The organism is Promicromonospora sp. NPDC050262 (genome assembly GCF_040655935.1).
Lineage (GTDB): Bacteria > Actinomycetota > Actinomycetes > Actinomycetales > Cellulomonadaceae > Promicromonospora.
This window is the reverse complement of the sequence record NZ_JBFAKX010000015.1, coordinates 69,720-92,847: the sequence shown is the minus strand read 5'-3', so window position 1 is coordinate 92,847 and position 23,128 is coordinate 69,720. Positions and strand designations below refer to the sequence as shown.

Below are 23,128 nucleotides of genomic sequence, written 5' to 3'. Positions count from 1 at the left end.
TCCTGCCAGGACCATACTGCAAAGGTGGCCGCCCACCGGTGAGTGGACAGCCACCTTTGCCGCCGTCCGGAATACCGGACGGAACGCCCTTGCCGTCAGGCCGGCTGGAGCGCCGCCGCGTCGAGCGCGCCGCTGCGGGCCTGCTCCACCAGGTCCGCGAGCTGGTCGTGGCTCATCTGGATGTGCTGGCCGAAGTCGTCGGTGATCACGATCTGCTTCAGGGGCTCGGCGGTCGGGTCGACGAACAGTTCCGGGCAGCCGCAGTCGCACTTGCCGCAGAACGTCGCCACGTGAAGTAGCTGAGAGTTCTCGCTCATCGCTGTCTCCTCTGGATGGAACGGACGGGACTCGGGCGCGTGCTGGATGCCCTCTACGAGGGTCGCCCTATCTCTACAACACGTCAAGATCTGGGTGTGGTAGCCCGCGCCGTGGAGCGCTCCGGGCACCCGGACGCGCGTAGCCTGCTCGTCGCCGCGACCGCGCCGGCCGCCGCCGCCGCTGGAGCGTTCACCGACCCGCAGCACCGCGTACCGACACACCAAGGAGAGTCATGACAAGCAGGTTCACCGAGCTGGTCGTCGATGCCCACGACCCGGAGCGGCTCGCCTCCTTCTGGTGCGAGGTCTTGGGCTTCGCCGTGATCGACCGGTCCGGGGGCAAGGTCGAGATCGGCTCCTGGGAGCCGACGGTCGAGGACGTCCGGGCCCGGCAGATGGCGCCCACGCTGGTGTTCGTCCCGGTGCCCGAGAACAAGATCGTGAAGAACCGGCTGCACCTCGACGTCAGCCCGATCGACGGCAGCACCGAGGACGAGGTGGCCCGGCTGGTCGGGCTGGGTGCCACCACGGAGGACGTCGGTCAGGGCGCCGACGCGACGTGGCAGGTCATGGCGGACCCCGAGGGCAACGAGTTCTGCGTCCTGCGGACGCTGGCGCCGTAGAGACCTGGTGCGCATCGGACATGCCGTGGGTGAACGGCGTCAGAATGGTTCGATGATCTCCACCGAGCTGGCCACGAAGCTGCAGGACGCGGGCCTGATCTGGACGCCGGTCGACGGCGACCAGTTCCGGGTCCAGGCGCCCGACCTCGCGAGCGACGTCTTCACCGTGAGCACGATGACGATCGAGGCGCACGAGTACCCGACGGGCACGATCCTGGGGTTCAACGGCACCACCGAGTGGGCGCTGGACTCGGTCGCGATCGAGGATGCCCTCTGGCTGCCGCGCGAGGACCAGCTCCGCGTGCTGCTGCGCTCGGCCTTCCACACGCTGCGCCGTACCGGCGACGGCTTCGAGGTGGAGGTCCAGCTCCTCGGCGAGACCCGGCTGTTCGCCGACCCGGAGCCGGCGGAGGCCTACGGGCTGGCGCTGCTGGCGCTCATCGAGCTCAGCCGCTGAGCTTGATCCGGCGCTTCCCGGCGCCCATCTGTTCACGATGAACAGCGGTGCGTCCGGATCGCACGCGTCCGGGAGGGACCGTGCGGTCGTGAGAGCCGGGCGTGACGATTGGTGCGCGACGTCGTCGGTGGAGGGGCCGGCTCAGCGGAGCAGCCGACGGCGAGCACGAGGCGCGCCACGGCGAGCGGCCTGGCAAACGGGAACCGGGTCGAGCACCCTAGGTGGTTGATGACGTCAGTGGTCGTCAGGCGGGGTGGGTCCAGGAGAGGTCGGGGTGCCGGTGCCGGGCTGGTATTCGGCCTCGTGTCCGGTTGGGTGGCCGGTGTAGTGGTTGGCGGGCCGGGCGGGGCTGCGGTGGTGGTGGGCTGGGTCGGTAGGCGATCGCGCCGTGGGCGGGAGTGGTCTGGCAGCCGATCTGGTAGCGGCTGCGTGGGGTGTGGCCGGGTGCGGGGCCGGTCATGCCGACCGCGGGGGTCCAGGCCGGGGTCGTGGTGCGGTCACGGTGAGACGGTGAGCCCTGGGCGCCGTCGGTCTTGTCCGTCACCGACACGTCACCGGGCGCGGCGGAGTTACGACCGGGGTCCGTGTCGCCAACCCGTGCGTCGCCGAGAACCGGTGCGTCGCCGAGAACCGAGGCCGCGTCATGCACTCGTGGCACGGTCCGGGCCGGTGCCGTGCCGCTGGTCCAGGCGGGTGTCGGTGGTGCGGGCGCGACCGAGACGTACGTGTGCCCCGTGGGTGTGATGGTCTCTACCGCATGCCGCCCGTGGACCTGGGTGGTTTTTTGCGACCAGCCGGGTGCCTGCTTGGCGTGGTTGCACCGGGCACACAGGCCCTGCCCGTTGTCGAGGCTGGTCGGGCCGCCTTCGGCGTGTGGGGTGACGTGGTCCAGGTGACGCACGGGGGCGTCGCACCACGTGGTGGCGCAGATGCCCTGCTCCCGGGCCCTCAAGAGGCTTGCTAGTCCCTGGGGGTGGAACCGGGACGTCGAGGTGGTCGCTACCAACCGTCCGTGGGGGTTGACGTAGATCGAACGCAGCCACGCGGTGTCGGTGTCGATCGCGTGCGCTGCCAGGTGGCGGGCGATCGGGGCCGGGATGACGCCCACACCCGCTGGGGCTCCCTCGACCGCCACAGCCGGCTGGTCACCGTTCGCCAGGAGGGTGTCATCGGAGACCAGGAGGTTGATCGTGACTGGCACATCCTGGGCGTGGCCGGGGTCGCGGCCGGTGGTGCGTTCGATGAGGGTGTCGGCCATGATCTGACCCACCCCACGCACGTCACCGGCCGCCTTCGTGGTCTCGGCGGTCGCCTTGAGCTGGGCGTACGCCTGCACGCCCTGCGCCATCGGGACCAGGGCCGTGAGGTAGACCATCAGGTCGGGGGCCGGACGCACCGACACCCGCCGCTCCGACACCGCCTTCGCGTTCCGCTTCACACACGCGTGCACGTCCAGTTCGGCGGCGAGTTCCTTGATCCTCGCGATCAGGCGGCGGGTGCCCATCCGGGCCAGCTCGGCCAGGTGCTGAGGTCCGCAGATCTCCTCATCGATCAGGCCACGGTGCTCCAGGGACAGGTGGGAGGTCTCCCGCACCAAGAGCGTGGCCCGCCACTGGGACAACACCCCCGAGCGCAGCGCGTTGAACGTGTGGGGCATCTGCGTGACCCACACCCGGGCCGTGCTCACGAACCCCGCACCCGCATGCGGGCTCACCCGCAACGCAGCACCGACCTGGTTCGGCACCCCGCGACCCTGCCGCTCGGCGCGAATGGACTGCCGGGCCTCCTCGGCACGCGTGGCCTCGTCCAGGACGACCGCCAGCCGTGCTTGGGTCGCGGTGATCGCGTTCTTGACCGCCTCCAGCTCACCGAGCAGATCGACGCATTCGGCCTGCGCGGCCCGCGCATCCACGACCGAGTCAACAGCACCAGACCTGGTGTCAGTGGCTCCGGGCAGGATCATGCTTGCCAGTAGTTCCCGCACCGCCCGCACACCCGCCACGTCGACCACTCCCGCGGACGTGGGCGCACCGGACGCCCCGGTGCCGCCGTGCTGCGGAGCACCACCGTGCTGCGGCGGGCCGTCGGGCAGCACCGGGCGAGCAGGCTGTTCGCCTGCCCGTCCTGGCACTCCACTGGTTCGCGTCATGCCATCAACATATGGCACACCCGTTCGTACCGCTCGCCGAACGGACCCGATCTGCCGACAGCAGAATCGCCTGCTCGTCTGGGGGAAGCCCTGGAACTCGGCGGCCGGCGGCCCCGAACGGGCGGGCCGTCTCGTTGATCACGCCAGGCATCCGTCGCGGGGACGGAAACCTCAGACACGCCCTACCGGCCAGCACGGCACCGGCCAGCACAGCACCGGCCAGCACAAGGTCGAGACGAGCGCGCGCGTGTCACCGGTGAGGCGAGCGGTCCCACCAGCGCTCCGAGCCACGCCCGTTGCGCGAATCGCCCCACCGCCCCACCGCCCCACCGCCCCACCGCCCCACCGCCCCGGGACGCGGGGCGATCGGGATGCCGGGCGGCCGCATATCGAGAGCTCGGCACCACCGAGTCGCAGGGCGTCCAGGCGCAGGACAGGCATCGCCGCACCAGCACACAGCCGCCACAGCCGCCACAGCCTGACCCGCCTACGACCATTAACCCCATGGAATCGACCGTCTAGTCGTCGGTCAGGCCCAGTTCCTCGGCCAGGCCCAGCAGCGAGTCACGCGTTGTTGTCGAAGGGCTGGACGACGGCACCGGCGAGGTCGGCGTCTCGCTGCCGCTCGGGGTAGCTTCCGCTGCCGGGCTGGGCGAGGTCTCCGGCGCGCTCGGCGTCGGCATCGGATCGCTCGGCGTCGGCGTCGGCGTCGGGCTAGGCGCCGGCTGCGACGGGGTCGGGGACGGCGAGGGCACGCCAGGGTCCGACGGCGTAGGCCACGGCGTAGGCGACGGCGTGGGCTTCGGCGACGGGTCGGTCGGCCTGGGCGACGGCTTCGGGGTCGGGTCACTCGGCTTCGGCTTGGGGCCGGGCTTCGCCGGCTGCTTCGTCCCGGGCTCGCGCGGCTCGTCCGGCGGCATGGCCACAGGCTTGCGCGGCTTCTCGGCCGTCGGTCGGTCCTTCGACGGGGCGTCGGCCGCGGCCTCGTACCGCGGGCCGTCGTCCTCGGAAGCGTCGCCCGAGGTCCATCGGCCGACGTCGGACGGGTCGATCGCGCGGTTGGGCACCGAGCCCGCCGCGAAGAACTCGAAGTGCCACGGCTCCGGCTTGGCGCCGTCGAGACGCGCCCACGAGGGGTTGTCCCAGCCGTAGTCCGGACCGTGCACCCGCAGCCACACGTACTCCGGGGACCTCCCGCCCGAGATCGGCGCACCCAGGTCGACCGCCAGGCCCCACCCGTGGTTGGACGTGCCCGGGACCGCCGCCAGGTGTGGCTTGGCGTCGGCCACGGCCACCTGCTGCACGTAGGACCGGTAGGAGTCGGTGATCGGGATCGGGTGTCCGAACTCCTCCTCGAACTCCCCGTTCAGCGCCGTCAGCCGCTCCGCGGCGTCACAGCGCAGCAGGTGGCCCGGCGCGAAGTCCAGCGGGCACAGCACGTCGGCCGGGATGCGGCCGTTTGTGTACTCGAGGGTCGAGGTGCCGAACGCCGAGACCACGTCGAGCAGGCTCTCGCGCAGCGTGCTGCCGGCGCGGTCCTGGGCGCCGAGCGCGCCGGCGGTCCCGCCCGACGACTCCTGGTCCTCGCCGGTGGCCTCCACCTCGACCAGCGTGCTGGCCACTGACGGGTCGAGCAGGTTCGCGAGCCGCACCGCCGCCAGCACCACCTGGTGATAGGTGATCCGGCCCGAGGGCAGGACCGCCTCGCCCGCCGACGTCGCCTCCGGCACGGCCTCCGCCGACGTCGCCTCCAGAACGGCCTCCGCGGACGTCGCCTCCGGCTCACCCTCCGGCTCGGCGGCCGGCGGCACCGCGCCGTGCTCGTCCGACACCGGGATCGCGGCCGCGAGGGCCTCCGTGACCGACGTGGTCCCCGCGCCGTCGTCGTCCCTGACCGCGCGCGCGACCGGAGCGTCCTGGACGCGCAGGCCGTCGGTCGACTCGCCGAACGCGAGCTCCTGCATGAGGTACGTGGTGTAGAGCATGCCGAGCTCGGCGGCGGCCTGGGCGACCGCCGGGCTGAGGTCGGGACCATCTCGCCGTGCCTGCTCGTCGGCGCGGGCGAGGACCGCCGTGATCTGCTCCGGCGTCACGTGCCGCGGTGTGGTCCCGGTGCGGGCGGCCGGCGCGGCCTCGATCAGCCCCTGGTGCCGGGCCGCCCGGTCCCGGCCCTCCCCGGGACCGTGCGTCCCCGGGACGGCCGGCGCTGCCGCGAACAACAGCCCTCCCGCCGTCACTGTTGCGATCGCGCCCGCCCAGGTGGTGCGCAGAACCCTGCGCCGGTCGGGGCCGTAGACGGGGGACACCAGCTCGTTCGCCTGCTCCTGCACGCGTCGCTCCCTCGGTTCGGTGCTGCGGTTCGCCTCTCGGCGGGTAAAGAAGTCCTGCGTGGCAGACAAAGAAATATCACGAGTCGGCGAGGCGCACGCGGTGACGCCCACGGCGTCCTGGCCTCGCTGCCGTTCCCGGGGCGTGACTGCCTTGCCTCGGCCTTCGCGGTGCCCGGCCCTGCCCGGCGAACGAGCTGCTCACCCCCTCGTCACCATGTCAGACGTCGTGGAACGGGTGAAAAACGCCAGCGAGTTGGTGATTCGGTTGGTGATTTCTTGATCCCTGAGTGGTGATCGCGCGTCGAGGGGATGGCATTGAACTCGCCGTACTGGATACGGGCCCTGTGGCCCGTGAGCGAGGGGAAATACAGATGCGAGTACGAAGGCCGACGACGAGGACCACCCGGGGCGGGACGTTCAGGCGACGACGCGGGCGGGTCCCGGCAGCCCTGGCGGCGCTCAGCCTGGTCGGGGCGGCTCTGGTCGCCACCTCGCTCACGGCGGTCACGCCGAGCGCGGTCGCCGCGCCGGGCAACCCCGGCGTGCCCGGCGAGCCGACGGTCCTCTTCGTCGAGGACTTCGAGAACCGGGCCGCGGACTCGAACGTGCTCCTGACCGACTACACCGGCGCTGACGGGACGGCCTACTCGGCCGATCCGTTCTGGGTCAACCGCAACGCCTGCAACGGCTTCATCATCAACCAGACCAGCCCGCGCGTGGCGGGCGACTGCAGCGGGGCGCAGCCCGACACCTTCGGTGTCGCGGTCTTCACCTCGCTGACGGCCCTGCCGTACGCGCTCGGCACCGTCAACAGCTCCGACCCGGTGAGCAATGCTGCGGCGGCGTCGTACACCTCTGGCAGCTCCGCGGACAGCGAGGTCCAGTTCCGCACGGCCGACCCGCTGACGCTCACGACCGAGGGCCGGTACGTGACCTTCTCCGTGGACGCGGTCGCGCAGAACTGCCAGGCCACCCACCCCGAGCTGCGCTTCTACCTCGTCGACGGTGAGGGTGCGGAGATCCCCGTGTCCAGCGCGGCGATCGACCCGTGCACCGATCCCCGGGGGACGTCGTACAACTCCCCGACCCAGGACGGCACGACGCGCCTCGTGACCGGGGGGCGGTTCCCCGCCGACGGCTCGACGCTCGTCACCGGCGGCTCGTTCGGCATCGTGATGCGCAACGAGAACGGCAACGGCGGCGGCAACGACGGCGCGTACGACAACATCCGCGTGCTGGACGTGACGCCGCAGCTCGACAAGGAGTTCAGCCCGACGTCGGTCGCCACGGGCGGCGTCTCCACCCTGACGCTGACCGTCACGAACACCAGCGACCTGGCCGCCAAGAACGGCTGGTCGTTCACCGACACCCTCCCGGAGGGGCTGACGATCGCGGACCCGGCCGCCGTGGCCACCACGTGCCCGGCCGGTGACGTGACCGCCCCGGCCGGCGGCACCGCGGTGTCGGCGACCGGCAACCTGGACGCCGGCATGGCCTCGTGCACCATCACGGTGAACGTGACCTCCGACGAGGCGGGCAGCTTCACCAACGACGCCGACAACATCTCGGCGATCGGCCTGGACTACCCGGACCCCTCGACCGTGACGTTCGGCGACCCGAGCCTGGGTCTCGTCAAGACCGCGGGCGAGCCCGTGGACGTCAACGAGAACAGGATCACGGACACCGGCGACACCATCGCCTACACGTTCGAGGTGACCAACACCGGCGACGTCGCGATCGACGACCTGGCGATCGACGACCCGAAGGTGGGCGCGATCACCTGCGAGGCGACCTCGGTCGCTCCGGGAGACACCGTCACCTGCACGACCGACGAGCCCTACGTGGTCACGGACGAGGACGTCGAGGCGGGTTCGGTCGACAACTCGGCGACCGCCACCGGCACCCCGCCCGGCACGGACACCCCGATCGGCTCGCCGCCCTCGGAGACGAGCACGCCCACCGAGGCCCCGGACCCCGGCATCGAGGTCGTGAAGTCCGCGACGCCGTCGGGCCCCGAGTCGTACACCGTGGGCCAGGAGATCACGTACACCTTCGAGGTGACCAACACCGGCCACGTGCCGCTGAGCGACGTCACGGTCGACGAGACCGAGTTCACCGGTACGGGCGAGGCTCCGGTCCCGGCGTGCCCCGCCGACGTCGTCCTGGCGCCCGGGGACTCCCTGACCTGCACCGCGACGTACGTGATCACGCAGGCGGACGTCGACGCCGGCGAGGTGACCAACACGGCCACGGCCACGGGCACGCCACCGGGCGACGCCCCGCCGCCGGAGTCGCCGCCGTCGACCGTCGAGATCCCCAGCACGCCGGAGCCCGGCATCGAGGTGGTCAAGTCCTCGGACACCGAGGAGATCAGCGAGGTGGGCCAGGAGATCACCTACAGCTTCGCGGTGACCAACACCGGCAACGTCACGCTGACCGACATCGAGGTCGACGACTCGGACTTCTCGGGCTCGGGTGAGCTGTCGGCGATCGACTGCCCCGCCGAGGCCGCCAGCCTCGCGCCGGGCGCGTCGGTGACCTGCACGGCCACGTACGTGGTCACGCAGGCGGATCTCGACTCCGGCGAGCTGAGCAACACCGCCACGGCCACGGGCACACCGCCGGGGGGCACCCCGCCGCCGGAGTCTCCGCCGTCGACCCACGACATCCCGGGCACCCCTGCGCCCGGGATCGAGGTGGTCAAGACCTCCGACACGGACAGGATCACGACGGTGGACCAGCAGGTCACCTACAGCTTCAAGGTGACCAACACCGGCAACGTGGTGCTCCGCGACGTCACGGTCGACGACTCGGACTTCTCCGGTTCGGGTGAGCTGTCGCCGGTCGAGTGCCCCGCGGACGTCGCGAACCTCGCGCCGGGCGCGTCGGTGACCTGCACCGCGACGTACAAGGTCACCCAGGCGGACCTGGACACGGGTGAGCTGACCAACACGGCCACGGCCACCGGCACCCCGCCGGGGGACACCCCGCCGCCCACCTCGCCGCCGTCGACGGCGAAGGTGCCGGTGGACCCGGACGACGCCCCCGCGCCGCCGGCCCCGGACGGTGCGGGCGGTGCCCTGGCCTCGACCGGTGCTGACCTCGGCTGGGCGGCAGGCCTCGCGGCGCTGCTCCTGCTGACCGGTGCCACGCTCCTGGTCGTGGTGCGCCGCCGCACGACGAGTTGATCGTCGGGTTCCTCGTCCCGCCGCCCGCGCGGCGGGGCGAGGGGCCGCTGCCGGCCGGATGTCGTGCACTACGGAGCAGCGCGCCATTCCGGGCAATTCTTGCTTTATTGGTCGGCGGTATCAGGCCGGACCGGACAGCCCTTTCCAAGGGTTTGCGGAATGGCTTATGGTGCCGTCGCATACTTCATGAGAAACGATGCTCCAACTCCTGACGAACCAGCACTGGTGCAGCCCTGAGCAGGGGAAACGCCGGAGTTGCCCCTCGTGTGCCCGGGCGGTCACGCCGGGTGGCCGGGCCGGCATTCCAGGCCGCATTCCCCGCCACGGAAGTGCGCCGACGGCCTGGTGGAAATGGGACGCAACGACTTGTCTGACGACCTGAAGTGGCTTGTCACGCTCGAACCGGACACCCAGGCGGTACAGGACCGAGCGGACGACCACGGCGAACACGGGGTGCTGAGCGCCATCGCCTCCGGAGACCTGGACACGCTCGAGGACCTGGCGGACGTGTGGTGGTTCGAGCTGCCCGCCCGCTTCGGCCCGGAGCTGCTCGGCCTGCTCGAACGCCTGCCCGCCGCGATGGCCGCCCGGCGGCCGCGGCTGCTCATGGCGGGCGTGCTGGCCTACCAGCTCACCGAGGCGCGCGACGACGCGCAGCTCCGCGCCACGATGCGCCTGTTCGAGCTGCACGGCGTGCGCCTGTCCAGGCGGCTGCGCTCGTTCACGCGACCCGGCGACGTGGTCGCCGCCGGGGTGCTCGCGATGCACGCGGCGCGCACGCGTGGCCAGCACCGGACGGCCGAGGGCATCGGTGCGTGGGTCGAGGAGCACCTGCTCCGGACCGACGACACCGGGGCGCTGCCCTGGAGCGGTGACCGCCGGGTGGGCCGGCCGGGCCTCATCGCACTGAGCCGGGGCGTGACGGCGATGCTGGCCGGGCATCCCGCCGTCGCGACCGGCCACCTGCGCCGCGCCTACGAACAGTCCGGCCCACCGCCGTTCCAGCACTTCGCGGGCGCCTCGGCGTGCGCGAACCTCGCGCTGCTGGCGGCGGTGCGCGGGCACCACGCGATGGCCGAGAGCTGGCTGGAGCGCATCCGGCGGTGCGGGCCGGTCCCGGAGTGGCTGGAGCACCACCTGCTGCTCGGCGCCGTCATCGCACGGGCTCTCCTGGCGATCGACCGGCTGGACCCCTATGCCGCGCGGGAGGCCCTGAACCAGGCCGGCAGCGCGGAGGACCCGGGCGATCTCTGGCCCTTCCTCGCGGCCGCCCGGGCGGCGTACGCGGTGGCGTTCGACGAGCCCGTGAACGGTCTGCTGGGTCTCGACGCCGTCTGCTTCGCCCACGGGATGGGGGCACGCCCCGGCCCGGGCGCACACCCCGTGCTGCTGCGGGCCCACGCCGACCTGCTCGCCGCGACCGGCGAGGGCAACCGGGTGGTGGCCCTCGCCGAGGCCGCCGGGGCCAGCCGGCTGCTGCCGCCCGTCGCACGGGTGCGGCTCCTGGCCGGTGACACGGACGGTGCGCTGACGGTCGCCGGGCGGGCGATGCGTGACGCGGCCGTGACGCCGCGGGACGCGCTCGAGCTCCAGCTCGTCATCGCCGTCGTGCACCTGCGCTCGGGCGAGCTCGACGAGGCACGGGCGCGCTTCCTGCACGCCGCCGAGCTCGGGCGGCAGGGGCTCCTGGCGCCGTTCGCCCTGTTCCCGCGGGACGAGATGCTGGACCTGTGCCACCGAACGGGTCTCGACCCCCGGCACCTGGGGATCACCCGCGCTTCCCCCGACGACGTCAGGCACCCGGTCTCAGGCCCGATCGTGCTGCTCACCCGGCGGGAGCGGGCGGTGCTGGTCGGGCTGGCCGCGGGCGACAGCGCGGTCCGGATCGCGGCGGACCACGGAGTCTCGGTCAACACCGTGCGCACCCAGGTCCGCAAGGTGTACCGCAAGCTCAACGCGTCGAACCGCACCAGCGCCCTCGCCCGCGCGGGCCAGCTCGGGCTGATCCCGCCGGAGACCCCGCGCAGCGCCTGACCGAGGTCAGGCGCCGCGCGGGGCCCGGGGCGTGCGCGGCGGTCAGCGCCAGAGCTCGGTGAGCTCCCCGGCGCGGGCCCTGCCCTGGTCGTAGCCCGCCCGGGCGGCGGCCGGGCGCAGGGACCCGTCCATCGCGTTGATGCCGAACAGGTGCTCGGCGTCGGGCTCCGGGAAGATCGTCTCGACCCGGCTGCCGCCCGCGCGGAGGCCCGCGACCTGGGCCGCGAGGTCCAGGCCCCAGGCCGCCGGGGTCCGGCTCCGGCCGCCGAACGGCGACAGCACCAGCACCCGGGCGTATCCGGCGGCCAGGTCGGCGTTCTCGGCGCCCGACCGGTAGCCGCCGTCGATGTAGCGGCCGGAACCGATCCGGAAGGCGAAGCCGCTGGAGCAGCTCGCCGCGACGGCGTCCGCCAGGTCGACCCCGCTGGTCCGGTCGAACACGGCCGGCTCCCCGGTCACGGCGTCGACTGCCGTGAGGAGCACCGTCCGCTCCGGCCAGGACCGGGCGGGCAGCCGCGCGGCGACGGTGGCGCGCCACCGCGCCTGCACCGTCTCGTCCGACGACCCGGGCAGGTCGAGCGCCAGGGCGCCCATCCGGCGGCGCATGTCGGCCGGGTCCTCGGCGGCCTCGATGATCCGGCGCGTCCGCTCCATGTGGTCGGTCACGGGCCGGGTGCTGTGCCGCCCGCCGTCTGCTCCCGCCGGAGCGGTCCGGGGCGAGGCTGACGGCGGCGCGGTGAGGGCCGCGGCGTACAGCTCGGCCGGTGTCGCGCCGGAGAGCTGCGCCGCGGCCGTCGACCCCGCCGACGTGCCGACGGTCAGGTCGGCCGTGGTCACGTCCAGCCCGGCGTCGAACAGGCCAGCCACGACGCCGAGCAGCCACGCGTTGCCCGTGGAGCCGCCGCCGCCGAGGACGAGCGCGCGCTCACGGGCGGCGGTGTCCGACGTGGAGGGCAGGGCGGAAGAAGGTGGAGCAGAAGAAGGTGTGGTGTTCATGGGAGTCGCCTCTCGCGAGTTGCCTGGCGGGCGCTCCCGGTGGCGACTAGCGCAGTCGCGCGATCGTGGGCTGCGGGGGAGCGCCCGGTACGGATACAGCGTTCACGGGTCTCACCTCCTGCCTCGGATTCACGATCGCGACGACGTTAGCACACGTCAGGGGCCGTCTCGTCGGCCACCACGAGCGCCACCTCGCAGAACATCGAGTCGGCCCACGAGAACCACGGCCGCGAGTACGCGGTCGGGTCCGAGGCGTCGAACGCCTCGTGCATGCGGCCGGTGCCGCCGTCGGTCCGGGTGAGCACACCGAGGACGCGGACCCGGTCCTCCGGGGTGCCCGTGAGCGCCTCGACGGCCAGCGCGATGGGCCACACGCGGCCCGGCTTGGTGTGCGGGCTGCCGATGCCGCTCGCCGCCGTGCCGGTCACGTAGTACGGGTTGGCGGGGCTGAGCACGAACTCACGGGTCGCGCGCCAGACGTCCGCGTCGTACACGTCCGGCGCGACCAGCGGGAGCGACAGCAGCGACGGCGTGTTGGCGTCGTCCATGCGCAGCACCCCGCCCAGCCCGTCCACCTCGTAGGCGTAGATCGGGGCGCCGTCGCCGGGGACGACGCCGAACGCCCGGACGCCGGCCACGAGCTCGCCGGACAGCGCCAGCGCGTCGGCGGCCAGGGCGGCGTCGTCGAGCACCTCGCCCGCGATGTCGCGGATCGCGAGCAGCGCCTGCGCCGCGAACAGGTTCGCGGGGATGTTGTACCCGTACGTGCACGCGTCGTCCGACGGCCGGAACCCGCTCCAGGTCATGCCCGTGCGGCCGACGGCGGTGCCGCGACCGTCGCGCGCGAGCGTCTCGGTCGGGATGTCGGTGTCGCGCCGGAACCGGTACGGCGACGCGTCGTGGTCCTGCTCGGTGCGGAGCTGGTCCACGATCGTGCGCAGCACCCGGTGGGCACGCCCGTCGAACACGTCCTCCCGGCCCGTCGTCCGCCAGAGCGTGTGCGCGAGCGTGACGGGGTAGGCGAAGCTGTCGATCTCGTACTTCTGCTCCCACACGTGCGGGTCGTCGCACACGTCGTCCGGGTCGTAGTGCGCGCCCGTCGGGCCGTCGTTGAAGGCGTTCGCGTACGGGTCGTGGTCCAGGCACGCGAGCTGACGCCGCACGACGGCGGCGACCAGGTCGGCCAGCGGCGGGCACGTCGCCAGGAAGCGCAGGTACGGCGTGAGCTGCGTCGTCGAGTCGCGCATCCACATGGCCGGGATGTCGCCGGTGATCACGAACGCCGTGCCGTCGTCGCCCATCGTGACCGTGTCGGTCAGCGTGCGCAGCAGCGCGGCCTCGACCATGTCGCCCACCTGCGTGCCCGAGGTGGCGCGCACGCGATCGGCGGCCTCCGTCAGGGTCGTCGTGATCGCGGGGTCGAGGGGGGTGCGGGTCATCGCTCCCACGGGGTGGCTCCGTTCTGGTCGGTCACGCGGACCGGTAGGGCGTCGGCGGGCGGGTCCGACTCCGGCGTGCACCACACGCTGAGGGTGACGGGTTCGGCGACCGGCGCGCCGGTCGCCCACGATCCCAGCTCGTCCAGGCCGAGGTCGAACGGCACGGCGGCGGTGTCGCCCGCCGCGACGGTCACCCGCCGGACGGCGAGGAGCTGACGGCGGCGCGGCCGCACGCCCGGCTCGTGCCGGCGCGCGTACAGCGGCACCGGGAGCGACCTGTCGTGCGCGCCCGTGTTGGTCACCTCGACGGTCACGCTCACCACACCGCCGTCGGCCAGCGCGGCGGCAGGCACGGACGGCGCTGTGGCCGCCGCGGCCGGCGCCGCACCCCGCAGACGCGCGGTCACGCCCGGCAGCAGCGCCGTGCCCAGGGGCAGGCGCTGGAGCACGTCGGTGTCCACGTAGCCGCGCGCCGTCTCCATCCGCTCGTCGTGCGCCACCGGCATGACGCCGTCCGCGGCCGGGAAGGTCGCGGGCAGCCGGCCGGACGCCGTGCCGTCGCACAGCGCGGCCACGATCGCCGCGCCCCCGCCCGGGCCGGGGAACGGCACGACGAGCAGCGCGTCGACCAGGGAACGGAGCTCGGTGAGCGCCCGCGGACGCCCGTCCAGCACGACGGCGACCACCGGCGTACCGGCGGATCGCGCCGCCCGGACCACGTCGAGCTGCGCCTGTGGCAGCGCCACCGACGACAGGTCCACGCCCTCGCCGTTCGTGGTGTCCAGGGCAGGGCCGTCGACAGCGCCGTTGTCGGCGAACTCGTCGTCGTACGTGCGGCGGCTGGTCCCGCCGAGCACCACGACGCACACGTCGGCGCCGGCGCTCGCGGCCCGCACGGCGTCGAGCGCGTCCGGGGCGTCCGCGTGCGGTGCGTCCAGGGGACCGCGCAGCCGGCTGCCCTGCGCGTACCGCACGCGGTCGGCGCCGAACCGCGCGGTCAGCGCCGAGCGCACCGTCGAGGCGACCGGGTCCGGGACGGGCCGCGGCGGCGTGTAGTCGCCGAGCTGGGCGTCCAGGTCGTCGGCGTTCGGGCCCACGACGGCGATCGTCGCGCCGGGGTGCAGCGGCAGCACGCTGCCGTCGTCCACCAGCACGACGGACTGGCGGGCGGCGCGGTCCACGAGCGCGACGAGGTCGCGCCCCGCGGGTGCGTCCGGCGCTTCCGCCTCAGGCGGAGCAGCGGCGGGCGCCCCGAACAGCTCGAGGCGCCGCTTGAGGGCCAGCACCCGGTCCGCGGCGCGGTCGAGCACCGCCTCCTCGACCAGGCCCCGCTCGATCGCCGGCTCCAGGTGCGTGAACGCCTCGTCCCAGAGGCTGAGGTCCACGCCGGCCCGCAGGGCGAGCGCGGCGGCGAAGGCGGGGTCGGGCGAGCTGTCCCGAAGCCGGTCGATCGCGGTGCCGTCGGCCATGACCACGCCGTCCCAGCCCCAGCGCTCGCGGATCGTGCCGGTGAGCAGCTCCTCGTTGGCGGTGCACGGCACGCCGTCGACGTCGTTGTACGCGGCCATGAAGCCGGCGACGCCCGCACGCGCCGCGGCGAACGCGGGGCGCAGGTGGATCTCGCCCAGCTCGCGCCGCCCGACGGGCGCGCCGGAGCCGTTGCGCCCGCCGATGCCCGCGCCCTGCCCGGCGAGGTGCTTGGCCACGACGGCCACGTGCCCCGTGTCGATCGGATCGGCCGCCGAGGTGGTGCCCTGCATGCCGCGCACCGTCGCCGCGACGAGCAGGGCGGCCAGGGCCGGGTCCTCCGAGAAGCACTCCTCCGCGCGGCCCCAGCGGGGGTCGCGCAGCACGTCGAGGCCGGAGACCAGGGCGACGTGCGTGCCGCGGGCCCGCGCCTCGGCGGCGACGGCGGCCGCCAGCTCCTCGGTCAGGTCCGCGTCCATGCCCGCGCCGAGCGCGAGGTTCACGGGCAGCGTGGTGCCGCCGAGCGCCATGAGGCCGTGCGGCGCCTCCTCCACGAACAGCACGGGGATCCCGTCGCCGTAGGCGGTGACGTGGTCCTGGATCGCGGCGTAGGCCTCGGCGCTGCGCTCCGGCGGGATGCCGTTGTCCCAGCGCACCGCCGACCACGGGTCGGCGCGCAGCACGCCGTAGATCGCCCCGAGCCCGCCCCAGCGGTCCACCTCGCGCCGCAGCACGTCGGTGACCCGCGGGACGCCGTCGACCCACCGGACCGCCTCCCAGCCCTTGAGTCGCTGGTTGACCTGGCCGATGCGGGTGGCGAGCGGGAGCGTGGCGGCTCGGGGGTGGGTCATCCCTTGACCGCCCCCGACAGCAGTGCGCGCTGCATCTGGCGCTGGAGCACGGTGTAGACGAGGTACACGGGCAACAGTGTGAACAGGGTGCCGGCCATCAGCACGCCGTAGTCGGTGCCGGCGTCGACCTTGAGCGTGGGCAGGGCCACCTGGATGGTGCGCTGCGCCGTGTCCGGGCCGATCAGGATCAGCGGGTACAGGTACGCGTTCCAGAACGACAGGAAGTTGAGCAGCAGCACCGTCGCGATGCCCGGCACGCAGATGGGCAGATAGACCTGCCGCAGCACCTGGAGCGAGGACGCGCCGTCCATGGACGCGGCCTCCTCGAGCTCGCGCGGGATGGTGCGCATGAACGAGGTGAGGATGACGATCGACAGCGGCAGCGCCGTCGCGGGCAGCAGGAAGACCACGAACGTGCGGGTGTGGAACAGGCCGAGCGCCGCGGCCAGCAGGAACGTCGGGAACAGTGCCGCGAACGACGGGATGAGGAACCCGAGCGCGAACACGCTCTCGACGATCTTGCCGGCCCGCCCCCGTGCCCGCGCCAGCGCGAACGACGCCGGCAGCGCGAGCAGCAGGGTCAGCACCAGCGCGGCGACCGTGGTGAGCGCGGAGTTGGCCACCGCGAGGCCGAGGTCGGCCTGCTGGATCGCCGTCGTGAAGTTGGAGAGGTCGAAGGTCGTCGGCCACGCGAGCGGCGACTCGAAGATCTCCTCGTTCGTCTTGAACGACGAGACGATGAAGTAGTAGAAGGGGATGACCAGCAGTGCGGCGTAGATCCACGCGAGCGTGCCGCTCGTGATCGAGCCGATGCGGTCGCGCAGGGGGAGTGCGGTGCGCTGAGCCATGAGGTTCTCCTGGGCGGGGTCGGGAGGCGGTTCGAGTCCGGGATCAGTGCGTGGCGCGGAGCGTGCGGCGGATCGCCCACATCCCGAGCAGCCCGATCACGAAGAGCACGACGCCGACGGCCTGGCTGTAGCCCAGGTCGGTCTCGACGAACGCCTTGCGGTAGATGAGGTACGCGAGCGTGGTGGTCGCGTTCTCGGGGCCGCCCTGCGTGAGCAGCAGCACGGTCTGCGCCGAGTTGAACAGCATGGACAGGAACTGCAGCATCGCGACGACGCCGATGAAGTCCTGCGCGATGGGCCAGTACATGCGCCAGGCCAGCCGCCAGTCGCCCGCGCCGTCGAGCCGCGCGGCCTGCACGAGCTCGCTCTCGACGCCGTCGAGCCGGGAGGCGATGAGCACCGCCGAGTAGCCGATGCCGCTCCACAGCTCCACGGCGATGATGGCGCCGAGCGCGGTGGTCGGGTCGGCGAGCCACTCGTTGCCCTCCAGGCCCAGCGGGCGCAGGAAGCCGTTGACCAGGCCGTCCGGGTTGAGCATCGCGTAGAACACCATCGCCGTCGCGGGGGCGGAGATGAGCGCCGGGATGAACAGCAGGTACCGCAGCACGCGGTGGCCGCGCGGCTTCTGCACCACGTAGAACGCGAGGAGGAAAGCGAGGCCGATCATGATCGGCAGGCCCACCACGATCTGGATCGCCGAGTTCGCGGTCGCCGTCCAGAAGGTCTCGTCGGCGAAGACACGGGCGAAGTTGTCGAGGCCCGCCGGCGTCGGCGTGGTGAGCATGCCCGGCCAGGAGAGGAACGCGATGACGAACATCGCGACCACGGGGCCGATCATGAACACCGCGTACCAGATCAGCGCGGGCAGGGCGAGGCCGGGGAACCGGTCGCGGATCGTCCCGCGGCGGCGGGTGCGGGGGGCGGCGGTCGTGCCGTCACCGGTCGTTTCGGGGCGGCCGGCGTCGAGGAGCGCGGTCATGGGTGGGGGTCCTTTCCCAGCTCGAGCGGTCAGACCGCCTGGTATGACTTCTCGAAGGCGTCGATGATGCGGTCGGCGGGCGCGGACCCGTAGGCGAGCGCGGTCGCCTGGATCATCGGCTCGAACACGGCGTCGGGGATGAGCAGGTCGGGCAGCATCACGGGCGTCACGTCGTCGTCCGTGAGGCGCGAGCCCTGGGCCACCAGCGGGAAGTCCTGGCTCACGGTGTCGGTGATGCGGCTCATGTCGCGGCCGGACCCGAGGATGAACTCGTCGGTGACCTCGGGGGTGTACAGGTTCTGCACGAACGGCTTGATGAGGTCGAGCTTCTTGCGCCCGTTCTCGCTGATCCAGATGCCGTGGCCGTTGAAGCTCCTGATGACGCTCGGGTGCTCCAGCACGCCGCCGCCGGACGGCTTGGGCCAGCCGCCCACGGTGACCTCCGCCGCGCGCTCGTTGGGCACCAGCGCCAGGGCCGACGACATGGCCGGCACGATGGCGGCCTTGCGGGTGTTGAACTGCGTGAGCTCGGAGTCGGACGTGTAGCCCTGGACGTTGTCGACGAAGACGCCGGCGTCGCGCAGCTCCACGAAGTGCTCCACGCCGGCGATCGCGCCGGGGCTCTCCGAGATCTTGCCCGTCGAGAACACGGTGCGCGCCTCGTCCTGGGTGATGAAGCCCTGGATGATCTGCAGGAACATCTTCTGGCCGCTCCAGTCGGAGCCGCCCACGGTGACGGGGCCGATGCCCTGGGAGCGCAGCGCGTCCGCGGCGGCGATCAGCTCGTCGGACGTCGTCGGGATGGCGCCCACCCCGGCCTCCTCCAGCAGCCCGGTGTTGAACGACACCGGCCAGTTGGTGCGGGTGAACGGGAAGGCGCGCAGCCGGCCCTCGTCGTCGGTCCACTCCGCCAGCGCCTCGGGGATGATCACGTCCCGCAGGCCCCAGTCGTCGAGGTAGTCGTTCACGGGCACGGTCGCGCCCAGGCGGGTCCAGGAGAGCGTGCGGCCCATCATGTTGACGATCGCGACGTCCGCCTCCTTGCCCGCCAGCGTGCTCGTCTCGAACACGATGGGCAGGTCGGAGCCGTTCTTCAGCAGCGCGACCCGGCGCGCGGTCGCGCGCTGGTACGCCGCGACGACGTCGGAGAACACCTGGGCGCCGGCGACGGCCCCGCTGATCTGCGTGTGCACGGTCAGGGCGTTCGGGCCGCTGGACGCGGGCACGAGCGCCCCGCACCCGGCGAGGAGCGGCGTGATGATCCCGCCGCTGAGCGCGGCGCCCAACAAGGTGCGCCTGCTGATGCCGTGGGACACGGAACCTCCTGGAGCTTGTCGACCTGGGACTTCGGTGTGTCGATCGAGACGGGCGGGGCACATCCGCGTGCCGGGCCTTGTAAAGCGGTACACAATCTGGCTGGCCGCGAATGTATACCGCTTTACTTTCGAGGGTCAACCCCCGTAGTGTCTGGCACGTGACCGAAACACCCCCGAAACGAGCAACGATCGCCGCGGTGGCTCGCCGTGCCGGCGTGTCGCCGTCCGCGGTGTCCCACGTCTTCAACGGCCGGCCCAACGTCTCGGCCGCGACCGCCGAGCGCATCCGCCAGGCCGCCGACGAGCTCAACTGGCGCCCCAACTACGCCAGCCGCAAGGTCTCGGGCCGCGGCGGGCGCAGCCTCGGGCTGGTGATCGCCCGCGCGAGCGACACCTTCGGTCGCGACCCCTTCTTCATTCGGCTGCTGGCCGGGCTCACGCAGCCCCTGGCGGACATCGGCTGGTCGCTCTCCCTCACGCTCGTGGCGGTCGACGACGAGGCGCGCGTCTACCGCGAGTGGTGGGCCGAGCAGCGGGTCGACGCGTTCCTGCTGGTCGACGCCCGGACGGACGACCCGCGGCTCGACCTCGTCGGGCAGCTCGGGGCGCCCGCGGTGGTGCTCGGCGCGCCCGTGGACGCCGCGGTCCCCGCGGTGACGGTGCGCGACGACGCCGCGTTCGCGGCCGTGCTGACCCACCTGACCGAGCTCGGCCACCGCCGGGTCGCGCGGATCAACGACGCGCCCGGCCTCGCGCACACCCAGGCCCGCGACCGGCGGTTCGCAGCGGCGGCCGCCGAGTGCGGCGTCGAGCCGTCCTACGCGGTGTGGGACGCCACGGCGACCGACCCCGTGGCCGACCTGCTGGGCCGGATCGGCGACGTCACGGCGATCATCGTCGACAGCGAGGTGATCGCCGCCGAGATCGTCGCGCACGCGCCCGAGCTCGGGGTGAGCGTCCCCGGGCAGCTCTCCGTGGTGGCCTGGGAGGACTCCTGGGTCTCCACCCTCGTGCGCCCGCGGCTGACCGCGCTCGACGCGCCGGTCGAGGAGAGCGCCCGCACCGCCGTCGCCCTCCTGGAGCGGCTCGTGCGGGGCGAGGACGTCACGTCGCAGACGGTCGGCGGGCGCCAGCTCATGGTGCGCGAGTCGACGTCCGCGGCGCCCGGCGCCCGCGCCTGATCACCCCTGCCCGGGCTGCGACGCCCGGGCATCCTGAGTCACCTGAGAGGCAGGCCCTTGACCACGACCACACCGCGTTTCGGCGTCAACTACACCCCGTCGAAGGACTGGATGTTCCAGTGGATGGCGATCGATCCGGACGTAGTGCGCGCCGACTTCGAGGCGATCGCGGCGCTCGGCGTCGACCACGTGCGGGTGTTCCCCCTGTGGCCCGTGCTGCAGCCCAACCGCACCCTGATCCGGCAGCGGGCGCTCGACGACATCGCGCTCGTGGCCGACCTCGCGGCCGAGCAGGGCCTGGACATCGCGGTCGACGTGATCCAGGGCCACATGTCCGGCTTCGACTTCGTGCCGGCGTGGCTCGTGAACTGGCACGACGGCAACATGTTCACCGACCAGCCTGCGATCGAGGCGCAGGCGGCCCTCGTCGCCGCGGTCTACGACGCCGTCCGCGACAAGCCGAACTTCCTGGGGCTCACGCTCGGCAACGAGCTCAACCAGTTCCAGCGGCCCAACCCGGCCGCGATGCCCGCCAAGCGCGACGAGGTGACGCACTGGCTGACGTCGCTGCTGGAGGCCCCGCGCGACCGCGACCCGCGGCACCTGGTGACCCACAGCGAGAACGACCACCTCTGGTACCGCGACGAGCACCCGTTCGTGCCGGTGCACGCCTCCCGCCTGGGCGACGTGACCACCGTGCACTCCTGGATCTTCAACGGGACGGCCGCGACCTACGGCGCGCTGTCGCCGCAGTCGGTGCGGCACGCCGAGTGGATGATCGAGCTGTCCAAGGCGTTCGCCGCCGAGCCCCGCCGGCCCGTCTGGCTGCAGGAGGTCGGCGCGCCGTCGATGAACCTCGCCGAGGCGGAGATGCCCGAGTTCTGCGCGCGCACCATCGAGGCGGCGCTCACCACGGACGACCTCTACGCGGTCACGTGGTGGTGCTCGCACGACGTGACGCGCGAGCTGGGCGACTACAAGGACCTGGAGTACTCGCTGGGCCTGCTCGACACCGAGAACCGGGTCAAGCCGCTCGGCCGGCGGTTCGCCGAGGTGGTCGCGGAGGCGCGTGCCGCGGGTGCGCGTCCGGCAGGCCCCGGGCGGGCGACGGCGGTGGTGGTCGACGTCGACGCGGACGACCTGCCCCTGTCCCGGCCGTCCCTCGGTCCCGGCGGGGCGGTCTTCGAGCGCTGGCACGCGCTGCGCGAGGAGGGTGTGGAGGTCGCCGTCGTGACGAGCGCCGCCGCCGCGGACCCCGCGGCGCTGGAGGCCCGCGGCATCCGGGAGCTCGTCCGTGTCGACGCGGGCTGACCTGCTCCTGCGCGGCGGTCTGGTCGTCGACGGCAGCGGGGCGGAGCCGGTCACCGGCGACGTGCTGGTGCGGTCCGGCCGGATCGCCGCCGTCGGCGGGCGGATCGACGCGCCCGGCGCGCGGGTCGTCGATGCCGACGGCCTGGCCGTGGCCCCCGGGTTCATCGACATGCACGCCCACTCCGACCTGGCCGTCCTGGCGGACGGCGACCACCTCGCCAAGGTCACGCAGGGCGTGACCACCGAGGTGGTGGGGCAGGACGGGATCTCGTACGCGCCCGTCACCGACGAGACGATGGCGCTGGTCCGCGAGCAGATCGCGGGTTGGAACGGCATCCCGGACGGCGTCGACTTCTCCTGGCGCTCCGTCGCGGAGTACCTGGCGGAGGTGGACCGGCGCGGCAGCGCGACGAACGTCGCCTACCTGGTGCCACAGGGCACCGTGCGGATGAACGTCGTCGGCACGGGCGACCGGCGCGCCACCCCCGCGGAGATCGCGGAGATGCGCGCCCAGGTGGACCGGGGCCTGCGGGAGGGCGCGTTCGGCCTCTCGTCCGGGCTCACGTACGTGCCCGGGATGTTCGCCGACACCGACGAGCTCGTCGCCCTGTGCGAGGTGGTCGCGGGGCGCGGCGGCTTCTACGCCCCGCACCAGCGGTCCTACGGCGCGGGCGCGATCGGGGCGTACGCCGAGATGGTCGACGTCGCGCGGCGCTCGGGGTGCGCCCTGCACCTGACGCACGCGACGATGAACTTCCCCGAGAACCGCGGCCGCGCGGGGGAGCTGCTCGCCCTCGTGGACCGGGCGGTCGCCGACGGCGTGGACATCACGCTCGACACCTACCCCTACCTGCCCGGCTCCACCACGCTGTCCGCGCTGCTCCCGAGCCGCGCGGCCGTGGGTGGTCCGGAGCGGACGCTCGCCCGCCTGGGCGACCCCGCCGAGCGCGCCTGGATCACGCACGAGGTCGAGGTCGTCGGCAGCGACGGCTGCCACGGCGTGCCCGTCGACTGGGACACCATCGAGATCGCCGGGGTGCGCGACGCCGCCCTCGGTGACCGGGTCGGTCGCACCGTGGCCCGGATCGCGCTCGACGAGGGCCGGTCGCCGGCCGAGGTGTTCCTCGACCTGCTGGTCGCGGACCGGCTCGGCACGAGCATCCTGCAGCACGTGGGCGACGAGCAGAACGTCCGCGAGATCATGCGCCACCCCCGGCACACGGGCGGCAGCGACGGCATCCTGGTCGGCGCCAAGCCGCACCCGCGCGGCTCCGGGACCTTCCCGCGCTACCTCGGCCGGTACGTGCGCGAGGAGGGTGTGCTGTCGCTCGCCGAGATGATCGTGCACCTGTCGGCCCGGCCCGCGGCCCGGCTCGGCCTGCACGACCGCGGCCGGATCGCCGAGGGCCACGTGGCCGACGTCGTGCTCTTCGACCCCGCCGCCGTCGCCGACCGGGCGACCCCGGACGAGCCGCGCCTGACCGCGGCGGGCATCCCGTGGGTGCTCGTGGGCGGCGTCCCGGTGATCGAGGAGGGCGCGCGCACCGCCGCGCGCCCGGGCGGGGCGCTGCGGCACGCTCCGCGCTGACGGGAGGTGTCGAACCAGCAGTAATAGTGTGCCAAGCGCACTGCGCCCCTGCGA

The 23,128-nt window shown here is 73.0% G+C and carries 16 protein-coding genes; 7 read left to right on the top strand and 9 right to left on the bottom strand.

Annotated elements, in window-relative coordinates; all coding sequences use genetic code 11:
- Window positions 1-95: 95 nt before the first annotated feature.
- On the bottom strand, window positions 96-317 hold the full coding sequence (locus tag AB0I29_RS20965; RefSeq protein ID WP_357485344.1) for a hypothetical protein: 222 nt from the start codon (window positions 315-317) through the stop codon (window positions 96-98).
- 233 nt (window positions 318-550) lie between these two features.
- Here AB0I29_RS20965 and AB0I29_RS20960 point away from each other — a divergent pair, with 233 nt between their 5' ends.
- Window positions 551-940: a VOC family protein gene (locus AB0I29_RS20960; RefSeq protein WP_285103135.1), complete on the top strand. Its 390-nt coding sequence runs from the start codon at window positions 551-553 to the stop codon at window positions 938-940.
- Between the two features lie 52 nt (window positions 941-992).
- A complete protein-coding gene (locus tag AB0I29_RS20955; protein ID WP_285103137.1) occupies window positions 993-1,397 on the top strand; it encodes a pilus assembly protein CpaE in 405 nt (134 codons plus the stop codon).
- Window positions 1,398-1,641: 244 nt separating this feature from the next.
- On the opposite strand, the gene AB0I29_RS20950 is transcribed toward AB0I29_RS20955, so the two are convergent.
- Together AB0I29_RS20950 and AB0I29_RS20945 are read right to left on the bottom strand one after the other, a co-directional pair.
- Entirely contained in the window at window positions 1,642-3,360 is a 1,719-nt protein-coding gene (locus tag AB0I29_RS20950; RefSeq protein ID WP_357485429.1) for a DUF222 domain-containing protein, read from the bottom strand.
- A 704-nt stretch (window positions 3,361-4,064) separates the two neighbouring features.
- Window positions 4,065-5,876, bottom strand: a complete 1,812-nt coding sequence (locus AB0I29_RS20945; protein ID WP_357485342.1) for a M15 family metallopeptidase — start codon at window positions 5,874-5,876, stop codon at window positions 4,065-4,067.
- Window positions 5,877-6,247: 371 nt separating this feature from the next.
- On the opposite strand from AB0I29_RS20945, the gene AB0I29_RS20940 reads away from it, so the two are divergent.
- Window positions 6,248-9,064, top strand: a complete 2,817-nt coding sequence (locus AB0I29_RS20940) for a hypothetical protein (RefSeq protein ID WP_357485339.1) — start codon at window positions 6,248-6,250, stop codon at window positions 9,062-9,064.
- A 366-nt stretch (window positions 9,065-9,430) separates the two neighbouring features.
- Complete coding sequence (locus tag AB0I29_RS20935) at window positions 9,431-11,098, top strand: LuxR C-terminal-related transcriptional regulator (protein ID WP_357485337.1); 1,668 nt, start codon at window positions 9,431-9,433, stop codon at window positions 11,096-11,098.
- 42 nt (window positions 11,099-11,140) lie between these two features.
- Here the strand turns inward: AB0I29_RS20935 and AB0I29_RS20930 are convergent, their stop codons facing one another.
- From AB0I29_RS20930 to AB0I29_RS20905, 6 genes are all read right to left on the bottom strand, one after another.
- The gene (locus AB0I29_RS20930) at window positions 11,141-12,094 is read right to left on the bottom strand and encodes a patatin-like phospholipase family protein (protein ID WP_357485334.1); all 954 of its coding nucleotides are present in this window, start codon (window positions 12,092-12,094) and stop codon (window positions 11,141-11,143) included.
- A 146-nt stretch (window positions 12,095-12,240) separates the two neighbouring features.
- Window positions 12,241-13,533 (bottom strand): glycoside hydrolase family 125 protein, encoded by a 1,293-nt coding sequence (locus AB0I29_RS20925; protein ID WP_357485331.1) that lies wholly within the window; start codon window positions 13,531-13,533, stop codon window positions 12,241-12,243.
- Window positions 13,530-15,851 carry a glycoside hydrolase family 3 N-terminal domain-containing protein gene (locus tag AB0I29_RS20920; protein ID WP_357485328.1) on the bottom strand — a complete coding sequence of 774 codons (2,322 nt, stop codon included), beginning with the start codon at window positions 15,849-15,851 and terminating at the stop codon, window positions 13,530-13,532. The genes AB0I29_RS20925 and AB0I29_RS20920 overlap by 4 nt, the downstream gene beginning before the upstream one ends.
- Complete coding sequence (locus tag AB0I29_RS20915; RefSeq protein ID WP_285100764.1) at window positions 15,848-16,699, bottom strand: carbohydrate ABC transporter permease; 852 nt, start codon at window positions 16,697-16,699, stop codon at window positions 15,848-15,850. The genes AB0I29_RS20920 and AB0I29_RS20915 overlap by 4 nt, the downstream gene beginning before the upstream one ends.
- A 43-nt stretch (window positions 16,700-16,742) precedes the next feature.
- Window positions 16,743-17,678, bottom strand: a complete 936-nt coding sequence (locus tag AB0I29_RS20910) for a sugar ABC transporter permease (protein WP_285100763.1) — start codon at window positions 17,676-17,678, stop codon at window positions 16,743-16,745.
- 29 nt (window positions 17,679-17,707) lie between these two features.
- Complete coding sequence (locus tag AB0I29_RS20905) at window positions 17,708-18,994, bottom strand: ABC transporter substrate-binding protein (RefSeq protein ID WP_357485322.1); 1,287 nt, start codon at window positions 18,992-18,994, stop codon at window positions 17,708-17,710.
- A gap of 158 nt (window positions 18,995-19,152) precedes the next feature.
- On the opposite strand from AB0I29_RS20905, the gene AB0I29_RS20900 reads away from it, so the two are divergent.
- Genes AB0I29_RS20900 through AB0I29_RS20890 form a run of 3 tightly spaced genes read left to right on the top strand, consistent with a single transcriptional unit; the run spans window position 19,153 to window position 23,074 of the window.
- Window positions 19,153-20,175 carry a LacI family DNA-binding transcriptional regulator gene (locus tag AB0I29_RS20900; RefSeq protein WP_357485319.1) on the top strand — a complete coding sequence of 341 codons (1,023 nt, stop codon included), beginning with the start codon at window positions 19,153-19,155 and terminating at the stop codon, window positions 20,173-20,175.
- A gap of 57 nt (window positions 20,176-20,232) precedes the next feature.
- The gene (locus AB0I29_RS20895; protein WP_357485317.1) at window positions 20,233-21,486 is read left to right on the top strand and encodes a glycosyl hydrolase; all 1,254 of its coding nucleotides are present in this window, start codon (window positions 20,233-20,235) and stop codon (window positions 21,484-21,486) included.
- Entirely contained in the window at window positions 21,470-23,074 is a 1,605-nt protein-coding gene (locus AB0I29_RS20890; protein WP_357485314.1) for a D-aminoacylase, read from the top strand. The genes AB0I29_RS20895 and AB0I29_RS20890 overlap by 17 nt, the downstream gene beginning before the upstream one ends.
- Window positions 23,075-23,128 lie beyond the last annotated feature (54 nt).

Excerpts from the sequence above, each read along its gene's own strand:
- AB0I29_RS20965 (WP_357485344.1), bottom strand. The coding sequence starts at position 317 with ATGAGCGAGAACTCTCAGCTACTTCACGTGGCGACGTTCTGCGGCAAG.
- AB0I29_RS20960 (WP_285103135.1), top strand. The coding sequence starts at position 551 with ATGACAAGCAGGTTCACCGAGCTGGTCGTCGATGCCCACGACCCGGAG.
- AB0I29_RS20955 (WP_285103137.1), top strand. The coding sequence starts at position 993 with ATGATCTCCACCGAGCTGGCCACGAAGCTGCAGGACGCGGGCCTGATC.
- AB0I29_RS20950 (WP_357485429.1), bottom strand. The coding sequence starts at position 3,360 with ATGATCCTGCCCGGAGCCACTGACACCAGGTCTGGTGCTGTTGACTCG.
- AB0I29_RS20940 (WP_357485339.1), top strand. The coding sequence starts at position 6,248 with ATGCGAGTACGAAGGCCGACGACGAGGACCACCCGGGGCGGGACGTTC.
- AB0I29_RS20930 (WP_357485334.1), bottom strand. The coding sequence starts at position 12,094 with ATGAACACCACACCTTCTTCTGCTCCACCTTCTTCCGCCCTGCCCTCC.
- AB0I29_RS20925 (WP_357485331.1), bottom strand. The coding sequence starts at position 13,533 with ATGACCCGCACCCCCCTCGACCCCGCGATCACGACGACCCTGACGGAG.
- AB0I29_RS20920 (WP_357485328.1), bottom strand. The coding sequence starts at position 15,851 with ATGACCCACCCCCGAGCCGCCACGCTCCCGCTCGCCACCCGCATCGGC.
- AB0I29_RS20915 (WP_285100764.1), bottom strand. The coding sequence starts at position 16,699 with ATGGCTCAGCGCACCGCACTCCCCCTGCGCGACCGCATCGGCTCGATC.
- AB0I29_RS20910 (WP_285100763.1), bottom strand. The coding sequence starts at position 17,678 with ATGACCGCGCTCCTCGACGCCGGCCGCCCCGAAACGACCGGTGACGGC.